At 62.1% G+C, this 21,380-nt stretch carries 16 protein-coding genes; 2 read left to right on the forward strand and 14 right to left on the reverse strand.

Translation table 11 applies throughout. The features are described from left to right. Positions 1–65: 65 nt before the first annotated feature. A complete protein-coding gene (locus tag KYT97_RS09450) occupies positions 66–1,529 on the forward strand; it encodes a zinc-binding metallopeptidase family protein (protein ID WP_033236950.1) in 1,464 nt (487 codons plus the stop codon). Positions 1,530–1,566: 37 nt separating this feature from the next. Here the strand turns inward: KYT97_RS09450 and KYT97_RS09455 are convergent, their stop codons facing one another. The 6 genes from KYT97_RS09455 to KYT97_RS09480 all read right to left on the reverse strand — a co-directional run bounded on the left by KYT97_RS09455 (position 1,567) and on the right by KYT97_RS09480 (position 9,923). Continuing rightward, a complete protein-coding gene (locus KYT97_RS09455) occupies positions 1,567–2,679 on the reverse strand; it encodes an NDMA-dependent alcohol dehydrogenase (RefSeq protein ID WP_033236951.1) in 1,113 nt (370 codons plus the stop codon). 47 nt (positions 2,680–2,726) lie between these two features. Continuing rightward, positions 2,727–4,226 (reverse strand): aldehyde dehydrogenase family protein, encoded by a 1,500-nt coding sequence (locus KYT97_RS09460; protein ID WP_033236968.1) that lies wholly within the window; start codon positions 4,224–4,226, stop codon positions 2,727–2,729. A gap of 107 nt (positions 4,227–4,333) precedes the next feature. Next, positions 4,334–6,001, reverse strand: coding sequence for a sigma-54-dependent Fis family transcriptional regulator (locus tag KYT97_RS09465; protein WP_033236952.1), 1,668 nt, complete (start codon positions 5,999–6,001; stop codon positions 4,334–4,336). Positions 6,002–6,004: 3 nt separating this feature from the next. Continuing rightward, positions 6,005–7,642, reverse strand: coding sequence for an AMP-binding protein (locus tag KYT97_RS09470; protein WP_219112149.1), 1,638 nt, complete (start codon positions 7,640–7,642; stop codon positions 6,005–6,007). 166 nt (positions 7,643–7,808) lie between these two features. Then, positions 7,809–9,158, reverse strand: coding sequence for an MFS transporter (locus tag KYT97_RS09475; RefSeq protein WP_172936251.1), 1,350 nt, complete (start codon positions 9,156–9,158; stop codon positions 7,809–7,811). Positions 9,159–9,377: 219 nt separating this feature from the next. Then, on the reverse strand, positions 9,378–9,923 hold the full coding sequence (locus tag KYT97_RS09480) for a hypothetical protein (protein ID WP_033236954.1): 546 nt from the start codon (positions 9,921–9,923) through the stop codon (positions 9,378–9,380). Positions 9,924–10,109: 186 nt separating this feature from the next. On the opposite strand from KYT97_RS09480, the gene KYT97_RS09485 reads away from it, so the two are divergent. After that, positions 10,110–10,985, forward strand: a complete 876-nt coding sequence (locus tag KYT97_RS09485) for a glycosyltransferase family 2 protein (RefSeq protein ID WP_172936252.1) — start codon at positions 10,110–10,112, stop codon at positions 10,983–10,985. A 15-nt stretch (positions 10,986–11,000) separates the two neighbouring features. Here the strand turns inward: KYT97_RS09485 and eutC are convergent, their stop codons facing one another. The 8 genes from eutC to mftF all read right to left on the reverse strand — a co-directional run bounded on the left by eutC (position 11,001) and on the right by mftF (position 21,338). Continuing rightward, positions 11,001–11,774, reverse strand: a complete 774-nt coding sequence (gene eutC / locus KYT97_RS09490; protein ID WP_095886672.1) for an ethanolamine ammonia-lyase subunit EutC — start codon at positions 11,772–11,774, stop codon at positions 11,001–11,003. After that, the gene (locus KYT97_RS09495) at positions 11,771–13,183 is read right to left on the reverse strand and encodes an ethanolamine ammonia-lyase subunit EutB (RefSeq protein ID WP_045070874.1); all 1,413 of its coding nucleotides are present in this window, start codon (positions 13,181–13,183) and stop codon (positions 11,771–11,773) included. The genes eutC and KYT97_RS09495 overlap by 4 nt, the downstream gene beginning before the upstream one ends. Further along, positions 13,180–14,643, reverse strand: coding sequence for an ethanolamine permease (gene eat / locus KYT97_RS09500; RefSeq protein WP_116538729.1), 1,464 nt, complete (start codon positions 14,641–14,643; stop codon positions 13,180–13,182). Before eat ends, KYT97_RS09495 begins: the two co-directional genes overlap by 4 nt. A 112-nt stretch (positions 14,644–14,755) precedes the next feature. Beyond that, a complete protein-coding gene (locus KYT97_RS09505; protein WP_116101667.1) occupies positions 14,756–15,328 on the reverse strand; it encodes a DUF779 domain-containing protein in 573 nt (190 codons plus the stop codon). A 58-nt stretch (positions 15,329–15,386) separates the two neighbouring features. After that, a complete protein-coding gene (gene adh / locus KYT97_RS09510; protein WP_033236961.1) occupies positions 15,387–16,910 on the reverse strand; it encodes an aldehyde dehydrogenase in 1,524 nt (507 codons plus the stop codon). A gap of 165 nt (positions 16,911–17,075) precedes the next feature. Then, positions 17,076–18,383: a sigma-54-dependent transcriptional regulator family protein gene (locus KYT97_RS09515; protein ID WP_033236962.1), complete on the reverse strand. Its 1,308-nt coding sequence runs from the start codon at positions 18,381–18,383 to the stop codon at positions 17,076–17,078. 73 nt (positions 18,384–18,456) lie between these two features. Next, on the reverse strand, positions 18,457–19,944 hold the full coding sequence (mftG, locus tag KYT97_RS09520; protein ID WP_219112150.1) for a mycofactocin dehydrogenase MftG: 1,488 nt from the start codon (positions 19,942–19,944) through the stop codon (positions 18,457–18,459). Then, complete coding sequence (gene mftF / locus KYT97_RS09525; protein ID WP_033236971.1) at positions 19,941–21,338, reverse strand: mycofactocin biosynthesis glycosyltransferase MftF; 1,398 nt, start codon at positions 21,336–21,338, stop codon at positions 19,941–19,943. Before mftF ends, mftG begins: the two co-directional genes overlap by 4 nt. Positions 21,339–21,380: the final 42 nt, after the last annotated feature.

Raw genomic sequence — 21,380 nt, forward strand, 5'->3', positions numbered from 1 at the left:
GGTACGGTCCGATTCGCGTTATGGCACTAGATATTTGCCAAGAAGCCCCCACGAAAGGCATCCGCATGACACACGGCCAGAGCGTCGACCGCGACCTACTTCAGTCCGGGCAACAACGCCTCGACGCCCTGGGACCTCGATTGACCGGCACTGACGCGCATCATGCGGTGGTCGAGGAAGTCGCCCGCGAATTCGTGGATCTCGGGCTCGAGGTACACCGTGATTCGCACACCTTCGAGCGTTGGGATCTACCTCAGCGTGCCGACGGACTGCGCATCGAACTGCCGACCGGACCGGTGCGAGTCTCGTCCGCATTCCCCTACTCCGGACTCACCGGACCGGCTGGGATCACCGCACGTCTGGTCTATCTGAATGCCAAGCGCCCCTCGTGGTCGAAGGCCAAAGGTGCTATCGCTGTGATCGAGGTTCCCCACGTCGACCTCCCGCGCTCGCTGCTGGTGAGTGAGTGGGGACCGATGGTGACGGACGAGACCCTGCGCAATCCGGTGCTCTCCGCGACGCTGTTGGGGCCGAAACTCGAGAAGGCCCGCAAATCCGGTGTCCTCGGCGTGATCGCGGTGTGGCGTGGCATTGCGCCGGACAACGCTCTGGGACAGTATCTTCCGTTCACCCAGCCGTATCACGATATTCCGGCAGTGTGGGTGGCGGGTGACGAGGGCGCACAGGTCGTTGCTGCCGCCCATTCCGGTCAGCAGGCGACTCTCGTTTTGGACGCAACCTTGCATCCCGGAACAACAACCGACACCGTTTGGGCCGTCTCCCCCGGCACTTCACCATCGGAAACGATTCTGGTCATCACCCACAGCGACGGGACGAACGGGGTCGAGGAGAACGGCCACCTCGGCATGATGGAGTTGGCTCGCCATGCTGTTGCACAGCCGCATCGACGATCGTACGTGTTTGTTCTGACCACCGGTCACCTGCGCATTCCAGCGGTCTCCGAACACGGACAGGCAACATCGACGTGGCTGGAGGCCCACCCTGACATGTGGAAAGGTGAAGCGGGCCAGGCGCGTGCGGTGGCTGGGATAGCAATCGAGCATCTGGGCGCTCTCGGCGACTCCGAGGACACCACACTCGGCACCTATACGTTGGACGCGACCCCGGAACCGGAACTTCTCTACGCGACGAGCCGGGAAGTCCACGATATCGTCGCACCGCTGTGGCGCGACATCGGCAGCGGCGACCGTCGAATCGTCGCCCCCGGCCCCGTCATTCATTTCGGTGAGGGTGAACCGCTGTTCGAGCGCAAGATTCCGGCCGTCGCGTTGGTGACAGCGCCGCAATACCTGCTGGCGTTGCGCGAACCGGACACAGCCACACACGTGGACATCGATGTTATGGCGCAACAGGTCCAGAGCTTCCGCGATCTACTCGACGCCCTCGACGCAACGGACTCCGCAGCGTTCGGCTCGGTAGTCGGGCGGACGGTGTTCGCGAAATTCTCGGCATTGTTGAAGCTGATGCAGATCCTGAAAAAAGCAAAAACCGCTGTGCGCCTTTATTAACCGACCACGGTTAACAGAAGGCGCACAGCAGTTTGTCCTACTTGTCGTGAATGATCACGCCACGGATGTTCTTACCGTCACGCAGATCCTGGTAGCCCTGGTTGACGTCTTCGAGGCTGTACGTGTTGGTGATCAGTTCGTCGAGCTTGAGCTGACCCGCATCGTAGAGACGCAGCAGGCGCACGATGTCGTATTGCGGATTCATGGATCCGAACAGCGTGCCCTTGATCGTCTTCTGGTTCAGCGTCAGGTCGGTACCCGACACGTGAACGGTCAGCTTGGCAGGATCGGCGAGTCCCGTGATCACCACGGTGCCGCCCTTGCCGATTACGGCCGTCGCTGCACTGACGACGTCCTCGTCGACGGTGCCGACCAGAATGAGCGCGGCGTCTGCGCCCTGGCCCCACGTCAATTCGTTGACCTTGACGGCAGCGCTCTCGGCGTCCGCAAAGGCATGGGTTGCACCGAATTTCAGTGCGGTCTCCCGCTTGAGCGCAACCGGATCGACCACAACGACGTACTTGCAGCCGGCCGAAACGGCGCCCTGGACCGCGTTGATACCGAGGCCACCGATGCCGTAGATGACCGCGGTGTCACCGGCGCGGAGGTTACCGGCGTTGACGGCGGTTCCCCAGCCCGACGGAACACCGCAACCGACAACCACCGCGGTCTCCAAGGGAAGCCAGTCGTCGATCTTGACGACCGAGTGCTGCGAGATGGTGGCCCGCTCGGAAAATGTTCCGAGCATGCACATTCCGCCGAAGTCCAGGCCGTTGCCATGGAACCGGAAGGAACCGTCCGGCATGGAACCTTCGAGGATGGTGGCGCCCATGTCACACAGGTTCTGACGACCGGTCGAGCAGTAGCGGCACGTACCGCAGTTCGGGATGAAGCTACACACGACGTGATCGCCCGGCTTGACCTTCGTGACACCGGGTCCGACCTCTTCGATGATGCCCGAACCTTCGTGCCCACCGACAATCGGGTAACGCGGCGGGAGATCACCATCGGTCAGGTGCAGATCCGAATGGCACAGTCCGGCAGCGGTGTACTTGATCAGTACCTCACCCACGCCCGGGCCGTCGAGGTCGAGTTCCATGATCTCGAAAGGCTTTCCGGGCTCGAGCAGTACAGCAGCTTTGGTCTTCACTGGTGATCTCCTTGATTGTCGGACGAGAGAATGTGCGATGGGGTCGGTCAGAGGGCGATGTTGACGGCCTTGGTCTGGGTGTAGAGGTCGATGGCGGATGCGCCGAGTTCGCGGCCCCAGCCGGACTGCTTGTATCCGCCGAAAGGCATCGCGGTGTCGAAGCCGTTGTACTGGTTGATCCACACCGAGCCGGCCTTGAGACGCTTGGCTGTGCGATGGGCCTTGGAAATGTCCCGGGTCCAGATGCCGGCGGCCAGGCCGTAGATGGAATCGTTTGCGGCAGTGATCGGTCCGTCGTCCGCGTTGAACGGCAGCGCTGCCACGACGGGTCCGAAGATCTCCTCCTGAACGATGGAGAATTCGGGCTTGACGTCGACGAAGACAGTCGGCTCGACGAAGTAGCCCTGATCGCCCCAGCGGTTGCCGCCGGTGAGTGCGCGTGCGCCGTCGGCGATTCCTTCGCGAAGGTAGCCGGTGACCTTGTCGAACTGCTCCTGCGACACCAGCGGTCCGAGCTGGGTGGTGGGATCGAGGCCCGGACCGATCTTGACCTGGCTCGCAGCGTGCGCGACGGCTTCGGTGAACTTCTCGAAGATGGAGTCCTCGACGTACAGCCGGGTTCCGGCGACGCAGCACTGACCGTGGTTGAACAACCAGGCGTTGAGCGAACCCTCGACCGCTGCATCGAAATCCGCGTCGGCGAACACGATATTGGGGCTCTTGCCACCGAGCTCGAGCGTGACCTTCTTCAGGTTGCCCTTGGCGGCGTCGACGATCTTCTTACCCACCTCGGTGGAACCGGTGAACGCGACCTTGTCCACGTCGTCGTGGCCGGACAGTGCAGCACCTGCATCGCCGAAGCCGGGAACGATGTTGACGACACCGGGCGGGAAGCCGGCTTCTTCGAAGACCTCCGCGAGAAGCAGTGCGGTGAGCGGGGTCTGCTCAGCGGGCTTGAGGATCACGGTGTTGCCGGCGGCAAGTGCTGGGGCGAGCTTCCACGACGACATGAGCAGCGGGAAGTTCCACGGCACGATCAGACCACAGACGCCGATCGCCTCACGCAGTGTGTATGCGTGGAACTCGCCGCCGGGAGAGAAGGGCATGGACACGTTGACCGTGCTGCCTTCGATCTTTGTGGCCCATCCCGCGTAGTAGCGGAAAACGTCTGCGGCCCAGGCCACGTCGACTGCTGTGGCGATGGCGACGGACTTGCCGTTGTCGAGAGCTTCGAGCTGACCGAACTCTTCGGCGCGGGCACTGAGGATGTCGCCGACGCGCCAGATCATCCGCTCGCGCTCGTTTGCCTTCATGCGCGACCACGGTCCGTCTTCGAAAGCTGTGCGGGCAGCCCGTACTGCGCGATCGATGTCTTCGGCCTGGCCGTGCGCCACGTCGGTGAGCTTCTGCCCGTCAGCCGGGTTGTACGTCGAGAAGGTCTGACCCGAAGCGGCATCGACGAATTCGCCGCCTATGTATAGCTTTTTCGATCCGTTCAGGAATCCCTGTACCGCGGAACTGATGGTGTGCTCGGCTACTGCCGTCATCGGAAACTCCCTGAAGTAGTGAGGTGCGAATGTGATGCACGCCATACTTCCGCGCTTCCGGGGGTGCTAACTGTCCGAACTTTGTACAACTCAATTCGGACAGTCAACTACACAGTGATGTCGAGCGCCCGCATCCGTGTGTACAGGGTGCTTCGGCTGATACCGAGCTGCGCCGACGCGTGAACCTTGTTGCCGCCGCAGTCTTTCAACGCTCCGATGATCGCCTGACGCTCCGCTTTCTCCCGTCCTGCCAACCGCGACACCTTGGTGGTCGTGCGATAGTCCTCAGGCAGGTCGGTGACGTCGATGCGATTGCTCACGCGATCGCCCGCGGCGCGATGCAGCACAACTCTCAATTCGGCGAGATTGCCCGGCCAACTGGCCGCTGTGAGCGCCTCGGCAGCACTGGCGGTCAACCTCAGCTCGGGCGAGATCCCTTCCAGCATCGCCTGCGCCAACTCGGCAATCTCGGCTTGCCGCTCGCGCAGTGGGGCGATGACAACTCTGGAAGCGCAACGCGAGAGCAACGCCGCGATGGTCGGCGGTAGGTCTGCTACTGCTCCACTGGTCATAACGATCCTCGGCCCCTCAGCGCTGGCGTCGATCAAGTCCGCGATCATGGGCAACACCGAATCGGGAAGCAGCTGCACCTGTTCGATCACGACAACACCCGAGCGCCTTCGGGCAGCTCGCACGAGATCGGTGACCCATTGCTCACGGCCGTCGAAGGCGATTCGCGTGGCATCGTGCCAACTGGCGTCGACGCTCCCGACCACGTCCGATGCTGCCGAAGTTCGACCGGAACCTGCTTCACCCGAGATGGCAACTGCGGACGACGACGCCCGCGCCCGCATCAGATCGCGGCGCAGTCGTTCCCCCGGAGACGGAGTCCGCTCGTGCGTTCGACGAATTGGCGCCCGCTCACGCTGGAGTGGTTCGACCAGGAAAAGCGCTCCACCGTCGGCGCCGGAAATTCTGTCGGCTTGAACTCGCGCGAGTGCACCGGACGCCAATTCGACTGTTACCAATCTCGATTGGTCCGGGTTGAGGTCGGCGATCAAAGACCGGAGCGATACGTGGTCTGCGGTGTCCAGCAGATCCAACGCCGTTCGGTTGCTCAGCAAAATGTCGTCGCCGATGGCCGCGACGGCAATGTTGCGCTGATGCGACACTCTCTGGAATGCGTCGACCAACCGCTGCTCCGACGCTTTCGATCCCTCGAGTAGTCGCTTCTCGATGTCCGCCGCTGCCCGCGCAAGGAACGGCGCGAACAGCGGGTTAGCTTGCGAGACAATACCGGTCATGTCGAGAATGCCTTCGACCCGGCGAGTCACCGGGTGCAGAATCGGCTGTCCGTAGCAACTGAGACCTTTGAGGCTGTCGAGGAAATGCTCCTCGCCGTGGATCACCACGGCTCTCCCCACCTCGAGCGGCGTCCCGAGGGCGTTGGTGCCGGCATGTTCTTCACCGAATCGTGAACCGTTGACTACACCCAAACGCTCGATTGTCCGCTCGACCAGACGGTCCGAGTACACCGACGCGACAACGCGGCACTCCCGATCTGCCAGCAGGACACAGAATCCGGTGCCCGCGAGCTGCTGGGCAACTTCGTCGAGCACCGGAGTAGCCGCGCGCAGCAACCGGCTCTCGGCGTCCTGGTCGGCGGTATCCACTGCGATTGCCGCGGACGGGTCGACTCCGCTGAGCCGCGAGCGTTTCCAGGAAAGCGCGATCTCGGGCCGAACCGGATCGCGAGTTCCTGAAGAATCGAACACGACTCAGCCCTGCCCGATCAGTTCCATCGCCTGTTCGCGCATCGCGATCTTGCGCACCTTTCCGGTGACGGTCATGGGGAATTCGTCGACGACATGCACGTACCGCGGAATCTTGTAGTGCGCCAATTTACCTGTGCAGTAGGCACGTACGGCGTCGGCGTCCAGTTCGCGTGCGCCCTCGCGCATCTGAATCCACACCATCAACTCCTCGCCGTACTTGGCGTCGGGCACGCCGATCACCTGCGCGTCGAGGATGTCGGGGTGGGTGTAGAGGAACTCCTCGATCTCGCGGGGGTAGACGTTTTCGCCGCCGCGGATGACCATGTCCTTGATCCGTCCGGTGATCGCGACGTACCCGGCCTCGTCCATGACACCGATGTCGCCGGTATGCATCCACCGGGCAGCGTCGATCGCCTCCGCGGTCTTCTCCGCGTTCTCCCAGTAGCCGAGCATGACCGAGTATCCACGCGTGCACAGCTCGCCAGGTTCTCCGCGCGGCACCGTCAATCCTGTTGCCGGGTCCACGATCTTGATCTCGAGATGCGGTCCGACGCGTCCGACCGTCTCGGTTCGCTGCTCGATGGAATCATCCGAACGGGTCTGAAGTGACACAGGAGACGTCTCGGTCATGCCGTAACAGATGGATACCTCGGCCATCCCCATGCGATCGATGACCTGCTTCATCACCTCTACCGGGCAGGGTGAGCCGGCCATGATTCCGGTTCGCAGGCTCGACAAGTCGAATGTATCGAATTCGGGCAAGGCCAGTTCCGCGATGAACATCGTCGGCACACCGTAGAGGGAGGTGCATTTCTCCGCTTGCACAGCCTCGAGTGCCGCACTCGGATCGAAGGCCGGACCCGGAATAACCATGGCGGCACCGTGACTGGTGCACGCGAGGTTGCCCATCACCATGCCGAAGCAGTGATAGAACGGCACCGGAATGCAGACGCGGTCGATTTCGGTGTAGTGGCACAACTCGCCGACGAAGTAGCCGTTGTTGAGAATGTTGTGATGACTGAGCGTCGCACCCTTCGGGAAACCGGTAGTGCCCGAGGTGTATTGGATGTTGATCGCATCGTCCGCAGACAACGCAGCCTGCGCAGCGGCGAGAGGAGCCGGATCGCTTGCCTGCGCCGCCAACCCGTCCGCCAGCACGCCGTCCCACTCGGGTGAACCGAGCAGGATCACCGACGTCAGATCAGGGCACTGCGGCCGCACCGTCTCGATCATCGACGCGTAGTCCGAAGTTTTGAAGCTGGCCGCAGACACCAGTGTCGAGATTTCGGCCTGCTCGAGCACGTACTGCAACTCATGCGAGCGATACGCCGGATTGATGTTGACCAGGATCGCGCCGATCTTTGCCGTCGCATACTGCGTGAACGTCCATTCCGGACAGTTGGGAGCCCACATCCCCACCCGGTCGCCCTTCCCCACACCACGGGAAAGAAGTCCGGCAGCGAGTCCGTTCACCTGTTCGGCGAACTCCCGGTACGTCCATCGTCGACCGCTGGCATGGTCGATCAACGCATCACGGTCGCCGTGCGCGGCAACCGTGCGATCGAGGTTGTCTCCGATGGTGTCGCCCAGCATCGGACCGTCCCATACTCCGGACGTATAGCTGGGCAGCGGCGTACTCATGTGTTCTGTCCTCTCCGGTTACCTGTTCAGGCACCTATGAGAGGGGCCGCCGCAGCGGACCCTCTCATCTACGAATTTACTCGATTCGGTGTGATGCACGACATACTTCCCGGTGCGGGGTGTCCGTAACTGTCTGAAGTCCGGACACCCCGCCCGACATCTGCCCTTACAGGGCGTGGTCCTTGGTCTCGACGAGCGCCCAGGTGCAGACGAGACTCACCACACCGAGGATTGCGAGCATGATTCCGATGGCCATGCTCCCGTAGGCCGAGGCCAGCGGGGCTGCGATCAGCGGGGGCACCGCGCCGCCCAGAACACCGGCGAGGTTGTAGCCGAGGCCGGCACCGGTGTAGCGGTAGCGGGTCTGGAACATTTCCGGGAGCAGTGCGCCACACGGGCCGTAGGCGATTCCGAAGATCATCAGAGTGCCGAACATTCCGAGGATGAATGCAAGAGGGGTTCCGGTATCGAGGAGCGGGAACAGAATAAGTGCCCACACCACAGCCAGACCACACGAGATCATGATGACCTTGCGACGGCCGATCCGGTCCGAGTACAGCGCGGAGACGATGATCGCGGCGCCGAAGACAAAGGCGGACGCAATACCGACGGACAGGACGAACGGGCGGGAGAATCCGAGCGTCTTGGTGCCGTAGCTCGTTAGGAATGCCGTACCCATGTAGAAGAAGGCAAACAGGCAGGCCAGCGCACCGGCCGAGAGGAGAATTTCCTTGGTCTGGAAACGCCATGCATCCAGGAACGGGAGGGTGCGGGGGGCTTCGTTCTTCTCCGCTGCGACGCGATCAGCTTGCTCCGCCTTGAAGACCGGTGTTTCTTCGATAGCGAGGCGCATGTAGAGGCCGATTCCGACGAGCACGATGGAGAACAGGAACGGGATTCGCCAGCCGTAATCGAGGAATGCCTGGTTGGTGTCGCCGAGAACTGCGCCGGTGATGAGGAACGTGCTACTCGAGAGAACAAAAGCGATGGCCGGGCCGAGTTGCGGGAACATGGCGTAGAGGCCGCGTTTGCCGGGCGGGGCATATTCCGCGGTAAGCAGGGTTGCGCCCGCCCATTCACCACCGACTGCAAATCCTTGACCGAATCGCAGGAGCACCAAGATGATCGGAGCTGCGACGCCGATGGTCTCAGCGCCGGGCAGCAAACCGATGAGCAGCGTCGAAATACCCATCAGCAACAGAGTGGAGATCAGTGTCTTCTTGCGACCGATGCGATCTCCGAAGTGCCCGAACAACATTGCGCCGACCGGCCGTGCGATGAAGGCAACGGCAAAGGTCGCGAACGACGCCACTGTGCCGGCAGTGGCCCCGAGCGCCGGAAAGAAGACCGTCGGAAAGACAAGCGCCGCAGCGGTTCCGTAGATGAAGAAGTCGTAGAACTCAATGGTCGTGCCGATACAACTGGCGATGGCAACTCGCCGCACACTCGTTGTCTTCGCGGGGGCTGCCGCAGTGCCTGCGGCACTCGATCCCCCTGCTGGAGAGACTGTGGTCACTCGATTCCTCCGTGGTCCGGTGGTGTTGCCCTGTGGGCATCACCGTCGATAAGAGGAAAGGTAGTGATCCGGCTCACCCCCGCACTACCCCCGAAAGGGGGTGGGGGGTGATGCGCATCACGCTTCATGTCCTGAAGTAACGAGTTTCACTTCGCTGTGACACGACGAAGGCCGTCCGACTCCCGGGGGAGACGGACGGCCAATTGCGAGAAACTACGCTCAGTTTTCCGACTTGCCAGCCGCCTCGCACAACTCCTGGCGGATCTCCACCCACACCGTGGCATACGAGTCGATTCCCTGTTCCGCAATCCACTTCGACTCCCCCGCTTGAACTTTCGCAAGCGCGTCGGAGAACAAGTCCTGATACCGCGACAGGCGCGGAACAAACGCGGACAGATCGTCGAACACGTTGGACGCGCGGCGATCCAGCTCTGCCAGCGACGCGGCGTCAGCACTGGCGAGGAGAGCTGAGAATTCCTCGTCCAACGGCAAGAAGGCTTCGAGGACCTCGAGAATCGAATCCTCGTCGATGGACACGCGCTCGGCATCGAGCTGATCGTTCAGCTCGGCGAGACCCTTGTCCGTCAGACTGATCTCATTGTCGCTCTCCACAGCCTTACCCTGTTCGACCAGGGCGTCGTACGCGGCCTGTCCGGATGCCGCACTCACTCCCAGGTGCTCGGCAAGAACACCCGATCCGACGCGTTCCTTGAGCCGCACCGACTGAAGCAGCGCCAATTCGTCCACGTTGCCGGCAAAGGCCATCGTTCTCTCCTCATCACGTGCCGCCTTGGCGGCTCTCACACTGGTGCGACATACCGAAACAGAATCGCAAGCCCTGACGGGCTCGACAGCAATCACATCACAGGAGCGGCCACACCAGCGCTGCTACCTGCGACCAGCAGCAAATCCGACGCAGCGGCTTTACCAGGCATACGGTATCTTTGGCGCGTGAAACCGCACCTTGTGTCCGTGGTAATCCCTGCGTATAACGCCATGGACCACATCGGCGAACAGTTGACCGCCCTTTCCTCGCAGGATTACGAGGGTGCGTTCGAAGTCGTCGTTGCCGACAACGGTTCCACCGACGGACTCGCCGCGTTCATCGCGACCCATCCGTTGACCGATGCCCTTTCCCTCCGCCTGGTGGATGCGTCGGCCGGACGGGGCGGCGGCTACGCACGCAACGTCGGGGTTGCCGCATCCAGTGGCGATTTCATCGCATTCTGTGACGCAGACGATCGCGTCCACCCGTCGTGGCTCAGTGCGATCGTCCGCGCCGCCGAGAACTCGGATGCCGTTGGCGGAGTGGTGGAAACCGCGTCGATCAACTCGAGCGAGGTTGCCACGTGGCGCACTTTCACCGGAACGCAGTTCGGCAGTGAGGATTTCCTCCCCTACGGCATTACCTGCACCTTCGGCATCTGGCGCACAGCATTCGACAAGGTCGACGGATTTGATCTCCGATACGTCAATTCCGGCGAGGATATCGACCTCTGCTGGCGCCTGCAGTTGGCCGGCATGACGCTGGCACACGCACCCGATGCCGTGGTTGCCTACCGCCTTCGTGACACGTATCGCGGAACCTGGAATCAAACCCGCGCCTACGGAATCGCCACGGCGCAGTTGTACTCACGGTTCCGTCAACACGGTCAGCGCCGGACTGCTCCTCGTATCGTCGCCGCGACCCTCCTTGCCTTGCTTCTCTTCAACCCACTTGTACCCCAACGGATTTGCCCAATGCCTCGCGGTAAGTGGTTCGTCCACGCCGGCAATCTGGTGGGGAAGGTTCAGGGAAGCATCAGATATCGAGTGCTCTTCATCTGAGCACTGTTCTGGGCGCTACTCGAGGGTCAGCACCTCACCAGATGCCAACTGGTCTGCCCGCGACGTGTCTTTGAGGTCCACACCGGAACGCCCCAGCTTCCGGGCACCGGCCACCAAACCCGCGACAACGCGGGCTGCCTGCTCGTAGCCCAGACCTTCCGGTGGATGGATATTGGAGATGCAGTTTCTGTCCGCGTCAGTGCGTCCGATTCGAGGAAGATGGGTCAGATAGATCCCGACGCTGTCGGCAACCGAGAGTCCGGGCCGTTCGCCGATCAGGACCACCGCAGTCTGCACACCCATCGCCGCCGCGATGTGATCACCCAACGCAACCCTCGCATTGGTCGCGATGACGGGCGGCGCAATCGAATACGTCGTTCCCAGCACGGCAACAAGCGCCGCAAGCAACTGCTCACCGTGATCCATGAGGGCGCGCGGTGAAAGTCCGTCCGCGAGAATGAATCCAATGTCCTGGTCCGACGTTTCGATCGCACGCAGATCAGCCGGCCGGCGTCCCAAATCGGGTCGGCGTAAGTACTCGCTCCGGGTGGACGCGCCGCTGGTCACCACCACGGGCGCTCCGATTCCGACGGCTTCGACTCGTCGAGCGAGAATCTCAGAATCGAGCGGTACGTGAACGGCATCCCGCGCGGCAGCGTGAGCGGCTTTGAACTCGAGCACTCGTGTGGTGGGCAACGAATCTCCGGTGCGGCCCAACCCGATTCGAGACTGCGTTGTCGAACGGAGCGGACTCCAGAAATCGACAACCGGTGCCGCGTCGTCGCTCATCGGTTCACCGTCAGGGCTCGCAGCGGCGAGAGGGAGGCGTCTACGGGCAATAATCGTCCATCGCCGTCCGTCATCCCCAAACCGTGCAGCCATGCCTCGAACTCCGGGGCAGGTTGCAGCCCCAACACCCGGCGCACGTACAACGCGTCGTGGAATGCCAGACTCTGATACCCGAGCATCACGTCGTCCGCCCCGGGAACCGCGATCACAAATGCCGCACCCGCCACTCCGAGCAGGGTCAACAGGTTGTCCATGTCATCCTGGTCAGCCTCGGCGTGGTTGGTGTAACACACGTCAACGCCCATCGGCAGTCCGAGCAACTTGCCGCAGAAATGATCTTCGAGGCCCGCTCGGATGATCTGTTTACCGTCGTACAGGTACTCGGGCCCGATGAATCCGACGACGGTGTTGACCAGGAGTGGTTCGAGGTCGCGTGCCACCGCGTACGCGCGCGTTTCGAGAGTTTGTTGATCGACGGGAGCGCCGCCGGTGCCGAGGTGAGCGCCGGAACTGAGCGCCGAACCCTGCCCGGTCTCGAGATACATGACGTTGTTCCCGACAGTCCCCCGGTTCAAGGACCGACCGGCTTCGTTACCTTCTCGGAGCAGCGGAATACTCACTCCGAAGCCGGAATTGGCGCCTTCGGTGCCGGCAATCGACTGGAAGACGAGATCGACCGGTACACCGGATTCGATCAGTCCGATCGTCGTGGTCACGTGGGAGAGCACGCAGGATTGTGTCGGAATCTCGAATCGCTGCCGGATGTCGTCGAGGAGGTGCAACAGATCCGATGTGGCCTGCGGAGAGTCCGTTGCCGGGTTGATCCCGATGACGGCGTCGCCGCAACCCAGGAGGAGACCGTCGAGCGTGGCCGCGGCGATTCCCCGCGGGTCGTCGGTGGGATGGTTGGGTTGTAGCCGGGTGCTCAGCCGACCAGGCAGACCGATGGTGGTCCGGAAGCCTGCGGTGACGTTGATCGCCTTCGCGACCGCAATCAGATCCTGATTACGCATGATCTTGCTGACCGCCGCTACCATCTCCGGGGTCAATCCAGGACTCACCGCCGCAAGTTGTGCCGCGGCACCTGGCGCCGACGCAGTCTCGAGGAGCCAGTCCCGCAAGCCGCCGACGGTCAGGTGCGCGATCGGTTGGAACGCCAGACGGTTGTGACTGTCGATGATGAGCCGAGTGACCTCGTCGTCCTCGTACGGAACCAGGAGATCTTCCAGAAATACTTTCAACGGAAGATCTGCCAGAACCCACTGGGCAGCAGCGCGTTCCGCGTCGGAGTGCGCCGCGCAACCGGCCAGTTCGTCACCTGATCGAAGTGGTGTCGCCTTGGCCATGAGGTCGACGAGACTCTCGAACGAGTAAGTCGTGCCCGAAACCTGTTGGTGGTACATGCTCATTCCAGTTCTTCTTCCGCCTGTGCAAGTACAGCAAACTCCTCGTCCGGCGAGTTGGCAACAAGATGATGTCGACTGTAGAGACCAAAATAGGCCATGAGAACACCGAACGCGACGAGCGTGAGAAGTGCTGCGATCGGATCGACCAGGAACGTGGCGACCACGGATATCGCTGCGACGACAAGAGCAAATGAAGTGGTGGCAATTCCGCCGGGAGTCCGATACGGACGGGGCATGTTCGGCTCCCGCTTGCGAAGCACGATGTGGCTCACCATCATCAGCACGTAGCTGACAGCCGCGCCGAACACCGCCATGTTCAGCAGCATCGCGCCTTCTCCGGTGAGCGACAGGGCAAACCCGACGACTCCGGGGACTACGAGCGCAAGTGTCGGGGCCTTGCGTTTGTTTGTCACCGACAGGTTCTTGGGCAGGTATCCGGCACGCGAGAGCGCAAAGGTCTGACGGGAGTACGCGTACATGATCGAGAAGAAACTCGCGACCAGGCCGGCGAGCCCGATGTAGTTGACGACCTTGGCGGCGCCACTGTCACCAAGCGCTTCGACCAGCGGGTTTCCGGACGTGGACAACGCGTCGGCACCCAATGCGCCCGTCGCCAGGAAGAGAACGGCTGCGCCCGTGACGATCAGGATCAGCATGCTGATGATGATGCCGCGCGGGACGTTCTTCTCCGGCTCGCGCGCTTCCTCAGCTGCGAGCGGAACACCTTCCACCGCAAGGAAGAACCAGATCGCGAAGGGAACTGCTGCCCAGATTCCGATCAAACCGAAGGGCAGGAACGACGACGACCCGGCCGCGGAAGTATCGACGGCGATGTCGGTGAGATTCGACGAATCGAACAGTCCCACAGCGGAAACCGCAAAGACGACAAGGCCGACGAGAGCAATGGCGGTAATCACGAACATCGCTTTGAGCGCCTCACCGGCACCGGTGAGGTGAATGCCGATGAAGATCGCGTACACCGCGAGGTAGACCCACCAACCGTCGGTGATTCCGAACAGATTGAGCGATTCGACGTACGCTCCGATGAACGTCGCAATGGCGGCCGGTGCGATGGAATACTCGATGAGAATTGCAGTGCCGGTGGCAAATCCACCCCACGGGCCCAACGCACGACGGGCGAACGTGTACCCGCCACCAGCAGCCGGGAGAGCCGACGACATCTCAGCCATGCCCAGCACCATCGCCAAGTACATGCCGGCGATGACAACTGCAGCAATCAACAGACCACCGAATCCGCCCTCGGCCAGTCCGTTGTTCCATCCGGCATAGTCGCCGGAAATCACATAGCTGACTCCCAATCCGGCCAGCAGCACCCATCCTGCCGTGCCTTTGCGGAGTGTTCGTTTTTCGAGATACGAATTGTCTTCTGCATGAAAATCGGCGCCGTCGTGGTGCGCGCCCGTCGACTTGTCCGGCACGTGCTCGGAAAGAGACATGTCCATCCTCTGAATCGGTCAAGAATTCAACGACGCCAGTGCCCGGCGCCGCGTGGCTCAACAGTATGGGTGAGAAGTAACTGGCAATCGCCGCGGCGATGACGGGACTGTAAAACGCTCAGGCTCGGCCGGCCATGCCCGGAACCGGGCAAGCGTCCACCGCTTCGGCCACAACCTGAGGAACCGTTGGAGGAAGGGGACGCACCCCGGCCTCCCACTGCGCGCCGACCAAGATCGCGGACGAGTTGAGCGCATCGTTCTCTTGCGGCGTGAAAGCCCGTGCTCGACTGAGGAATCGGAATCCTTCAGGAGACTCCAGACTGAAACCGCTGCCACGACCGGGCACAACGTCCAGAACCAGCTGGGTATGCTTCCACGCTTCGAATTGGGATCCGGAAATCCAGACCTGAACGGCATCCGCACCCGCGGGCAGGTCGACCGGAACCTCACCGACCCCAAGCCGCAGATCGATGACGCCGAGCAGTACGTCACGGTCACCCACGATGAACTCTCCTGCGGGATAACACATCGGTGCGCTGCCGTCGCAGCATCCACCGGATTGGTGCATCATCAGTTCGCCGTGGTTTCCGCTGAGGCGGCGCAGAAGATCAGCCGCCCCAGCGGTAGTCACGAGACGGGGTGGAACGACGCCTGCCGTGTCATCAGTTGCGGTGACATCAGTAGCGTCCATTCCAGCCTCCGTGTGTTCGTATTCTCGCGTTGTCTTTACCTGGTGCGCGAAGCGAGGATCAGAAGAATCCCTGAGCCTTCTGCGCGTAGCTGACCAGGAGGTTCTTGGTCTGCTGGTAGTGCGAGAGCATCATCAGGTGGTTCTCGCGACCGATACCGGACTGCTTGTATCCACCGAAGGCGGCATGTGCCGGGTACTGGTGGTACGTGTTGGTCCACACTCGGCCGGCCTGGATGTCACGGCCTGCACGGTAGGCAACTCCACCATCACGCGACCAGACGCCGGCGCCGAGACCGTAGAGAGTGTCGTTGGCAAGTTCGATGGCCTCGTCGTAATCCTTGAAGGACGTGACGGATACGACCGGGCCGAAGATCTCTTCCTGGAAGATGCGCATCTTGTTGTTGCCGGTGAAGACCGTCGGCTGCACGTAGTAGCCGCCGGAGAGGTCGCCGCCCAGTTGAGCCCGCTCGCCGCCGGTGATGACCTTGGCGCCTTCGGCCTTGCCGATCTCGATGTAGGACAGGATCTTCTCGAGCTGATCGTTGCTGGCCTGCGCGCCGATCATGGTGTCGGTATCGAGCGGATCACCTTGGCGCACAGCCTTGGTGCGGATGGCAGCCATTGCGAGGAAGTCGTCGAAAATATCTTCCTGGATCAACGAACGCGACGGGCACGTGCATACCTCGCCCTGGTTGAGCGCGAACATCGTGAAGCCTTCGAGCGCCTTGTCCTGGTAGTCGTCGTTAGCGGCGAGCACGTCGGAGAAGAAGATGTTGGGGCTCTTGCCACCGAGTTCGAGGGTGACCGGGATCAGGTTCTGCGACGCGTACTGCATGATCAGGCGTCCGGTGGTGGTTTCACCGGTGAACGCGATCTTCTTGATGCGCGGGCTCGATGCGAGCGGCTTGCCGGCCTCGACGCCGAATCCGTTGACGATGTTGAGAACACCGGCAGGCAGCAGGTCACCGATGATGCCGATGAGGTGCAGGATCGAGACGGGCGTCTGCTCGGCAGGCTTGAGGACGATGGCATTTCCGGCAGCAAGTGCGGGAGCCAGCTTCCACACGGCCATGAGGATCGGGAAGTTCCACGGAATGATCTGACCGACTACACCGAGCGGCTCGTGGAAGTGGTACGCCACGGTGTCGGAGTTGATCTCCGAGAGCGAACCTTCCTGTGCGCGAATCGCTCCCGCGAAGTAGCGGAAGTGGTCGATGGCAAGCGGGATGTCCGCGTTGAGGGTTTCACGAATCGGCTTGCCGTTGTCCCAGGACTCGGCAAGCGCGATGGATTCGAGGTTCTCCTCCATGCGATCGGCGATCTTGTTCAGGATGATGGCGCGCTCGGCAACAGAGGTCTTGCCCCAGGCCGGTGCCGCCGCGTGTGCTGCGTCGAGAGCGAGCTCGATGTCTTCCGCGGTGGAACGTGCCACGTCGCAGAAGTTCTGTCCGGTCACCGGCGTCGGATTCTCGAAGTACTGACCCTTGACCGGAGCAACCCATTCGTTGCCGATCCAGTTGTCGTATCGAGACTGGAAGGACATGATCGCGTCGGCGGTACCTGGGCGGGCGTACACGGTCATTGCAAGCTCCTATGTAAACGTGATCTTCCTGGGCACAGTCACGAGATCGGTGACTGCAGTCCCACCCCCCGGTGGGGTGTGATTCACAACACTAGGAGTTGCAACGTTGCAACTACGTTGCGTCGGTGCAACGCGCCCGTTCGGTCGGTGCAACGCGCCCGTTCCTCAGAGGCCGAGTTGCCGGTCCAGAAGATCAATTTTTGCCTTGACCTGCGAATACAGTGCAGATTTCGGGTCTAGTGTCGACAGGTACGCCTCCCAGACGACCGAATCCTCCCGGCCATGTACCGACGTGGTCCACTTGGCGAGAAGGTTGGCGTCGCCGCCGCGAAGAAGCGCGGCCTGAACCCGAGTGCGCAGTTCGTCCCGGATTGCGTCGATGCCCGGAGCGGTGGATCCACTCAGGACCGGGCCGGAATACAAGCGCAAGGCCGTCGCTGCGTCACCGCGATCCAGAGCCTTGCGGACGTCGTCGACGTCGGTGGCGAACTCGGTAATGATGCGATAGGGCCTCGACGCCAACCGATCGGCGCCGAAAACCTTACGAAGGCGAGACATCTCGGCGCGAACAGTGACACCGTCCAATTCACCTTCGTCGAGGAGAACCGCAAGGTGATCGGCGCTGAGCCCTTCCGGATGTTCCGCGAGCAGAAGCAGGATCTCGGCGTGACGTTGTGAGACCGGAATCCGCTCACCGCCGCGTACGAGAGTCGGCCGTCCGCCGCCGAACGTCTCCAGCCTCGGAGCTGAGGCAGTGAGCGGGATCGGCGAGTTGAGCAGGTGGAACCGCAGTTCCGATTCGGCGGCGGCCACCGTTGCACGAATCAACGACAACACTTCCGGGACGGCAACCCGAGGTCCACCGGTGATGTCGATGGCGCCGAGAATCTGTCCGGTCGTGGGGTCGTGGACAGGCGCGGCCGAACAACTCCAGTCGTGCACGGTGCGGTTGAAATGCTCCGAACCGAAAATCTGTACCGAATGGTCGAGCGCGAGTGCCGTCCCCGGAGCATTGGTGCCGACGCGGTCTTCACTCCAGTCGGCGCCTTCGACAAAATTCATCGACAGTGCCCGGTCCTTGGCGGCACTGTCGCCCTCCACCCAGAGCAACCGACCGTGTGCGTCGCTGATCGCGATCAGCAGGCCTGTATCCGCTGCATCCTCAACCAGCAGTTTTCGAACCACCGGCCGGATGAGAGACATGGGATGGGACGAGCGATAACTCTCGAGATCCAGCCCCTCGAGCATCTCCGGAGCACCGACGACATCAGGATCGACGCCCTTGTTTCGACTACGCATCCAGGATTCGAGCACAACGGACCGCACGCGCGAATCGTCCGCTATTGCAGCCCCGTCGTGGGCGTCGATAAAGGATTGATGGGCACTCGACAGTCGACGTGCCAGCACCGCTACGTCATCTCCGGGCCGCACTGCTACCCACGGGTTGCCGTACACAGCCTGTTCACGTGCCATATTCTGCGTTCCTCCGCTCCCCTGCCACTGTAGTGCCGATCACATCACAATGGTGAAGATGGTCGGTTGCTCTTCACGCCCGCGCAGCGTCACGCACCAGTTCACTTGCTCGTTCAGCCAGCATCACCGCAGTTGCATGGGGACCGCGAGTGGGAATCACCGGCATGATCGATGTGTCGACAATACTGAGTGCCTCGACGCCGAGGACACTGCATCGATCGTTGACAACCGCATCCGGATCGAACTCCGAACCCATGACGCAACTTCCCGACATGTGCAGCGACGTGCCCAACCGCGATTCGATCCACTCGTCCGAATATTCGATCTCGGGCCGCCGGATCATCCCGGTCTTCGCAATGGTTTCGAGCAGGTCCTCCGCGATCTGTATTCCCCGCCGGAGGACTCGACGATCGTGCGCTGAGTCGACATAGTTGTATCGAATCCGCGGCGATCCACCGGGCGCCTTCGGATCGAGCTCGACGGTTCCGCGGCTGCGCGGAGCCATCAGCACCACTCCGATCCCATGATCCATCTGCGGAATTCCGGGTACCAAATCTGTGAACGACGCTGTGTACGGACGTATTTCGAGGTCCGCGTCGTTCAGAGCCATTTCCAGCACCGGGGTCTGCGGCCGCAATGCCTCCGGAACCGAATACCGGTAAGGCAGCAACACTTCCGGGTGATCGACAAAACCCTGCCCCACGCCCGGAAGGTCGACCACCACCGGAACATCATGAGCCACAAGCTGATCAGCCGATCCGACGCCGGAATTGAGGAGCAGGAGCGGCGTGGCAACCGCGCCGGAGCACACCACGATGTGGCGCCCGCGGATGCGCCGCAACGCTGTGCCGTCGAGGACATCGACGCCCACCGCCCGCGTCCCGGAGAACACGATCCGCAGCACGGTGACACCGACATCGACGGTGAGATTACGACGCCCCATCGCCGGCAACAGGTAGCCGACCGCAGTACTGATACGACGATGGTCCGAGATATTCAACGGGACCGGGCCGACGCCGTTCGAATCCGGCGCATTCTTGTCGGCGTCCTCTGGGAAACCCGCTGCAAGTGCCGCGTCATGGAACCGACTGCTGAATGGATGCATGGCGTCGAGTTGGCGCCGACGCACCGGAATTGGACCATTGTCACCGTGATACGGCCCGCCGAAATCGTGATCGGTCTCCGACTTCCGGAAGTACGGCAGCACCTTCTCGTAACTCCAGGAATCGGGCCAGAGGTCAAAATCTGTGCGCGTGGCCCTCGCGAAGTACGCACCATTTACCGCGCCGCTCCCACCGAGAGTTCGCCCACGCGAGACGGTGGCACGTCGACTTGGCGTCAATTCGACCGGATACGTCCAGGTGTGTTCACTAGCCGGTCCCACCGGGAGCAAATACGGATCATCGAGGACACCCGGAAGATCAACCGTCGAACGATATCCACTTCCTGCCTCGAGAAGAAGCACCTGCGCGGCCGGGTCCTCGCTGAGTCTCGCCGCGACCACACAGCCCGTGGTGCCGCCACCGACCACCACGAAGTCTGCGCGATCCGGAACGCTCACTTGGTGATTCGGGGCTTCAATGCCGCCAGGTCGCGCGCCTCGATCGCACCACGCCACAGGCCGAATCCGTACGCGACGTCGTCGGCCCGTTTGAACAACACGTACCGAACCGGACCCAAACCACCTGGCTCGCGGTGCCGATACCAGTCCACCAGCCCTTCACTGACGGCCGCGGCAATCGCCAATCGCCGGATCTTGCGTGAGCTGATCACCGCCAACAGCGTCACCGGCCAATAGTGACGGCACATCGCCGACGCCAATTGCCAGAACCCGCCCACAAATCCTTGGGCAGTGAGAATCGCCGCGATGCGCGTCGGCTGCGTCAGACCAGTGAACATCTTCCGCAACCGGAACACGGTGAACAGCAAAGCGCCGAGCGCTCCGGCCAACCCCGATTTGGTGAGCGTTGCTGCCGCAACACACGCGAACAGCGTCGAGACCGACATCGCCATGGGCGGCACCGAACCCGGATGGCGTGCAGCCAACGGCGCAGCGCCGGTTCCGTAGAAAGCTCGTCTGCTGAACCATTTGCCGAACTGAACCCGATGGTCATGGGCGACATTGGCAACCGGTTCGTAGCGCAGTCGCCAACCGGCTGACTGCAGGCGCCAGCAGAAATCGACGTCCTCGGCCACCTCGAGGTTTTCGTCGAATCCCTCGCAGTCCAGAGCCACGTCGCGCCGCACGATCATGGCCGCACTGGGTACGTACGACACCGGACTGCCGGACTTGACGGCGGCTTCCTTCCGCCCGAGATCCAGGGAGGAACGCATACTTTCATACCGAGCCAGTGATGTCCCGTAAGGATCGAGGGCCACAATTCGCGGCGCTACCAGCGCCACACCAGGATCACTGAAGTGCCCTAGCATCAGCTCGAGCCAGCCTGCTCGCGGAATGACGTCGGAGTCGAGGAACGCCACGAAACATGTTTGTGCCGAACGCAATCCCGTATTACGGGCCGACGAGGGACCACGCGCGTACTCGTGCCGGACAACAGTGACAGTTCCCGTACCCGGGTAGTCCCGCCGCGGATCGAGAGGAACGTCGGACCCGTCGTCGACAACGATCACCGCCAGATCCTTGAGCACCGGCAACAACCGCTCGATGCCGGCAACGTTGTCCTTGACCGGAATCACTACAGTGACGTCAGCCGCCGACGGCGTCGACATGGGCCGAGGATTCGCGACGCCCGAATCGAGCAAATGGCGCGCCACCGCGGCGCTCTGGTGGTCGACAACCTCGAGGAAGCCGTCGCCGATCATCGCCGCTGCTGTCGGAGCCAGTTTGAGCATGCGCGTCGGCGAACCGCCGATGAGCACGCGGCCACCCGAGTACGTGCGAACTTTGGGATCCAACCGAATGCCGAAGCCGTCGGGGAGTCGTGCGGGTCGCATCAGGCGATCGTCAGGGAAAACACCGCGAATCGGTTCGGGTAG

This window comes from Rhodococcus globerulus (assembly GCF_019334125.1).
Classification (GTDB): Bacteria; Actinomycetota; Actinomycetes; order Mycobacteriales; family Mycobacteriaceae; genus Rhodococcus_F; species Rhodococcus_F globerula.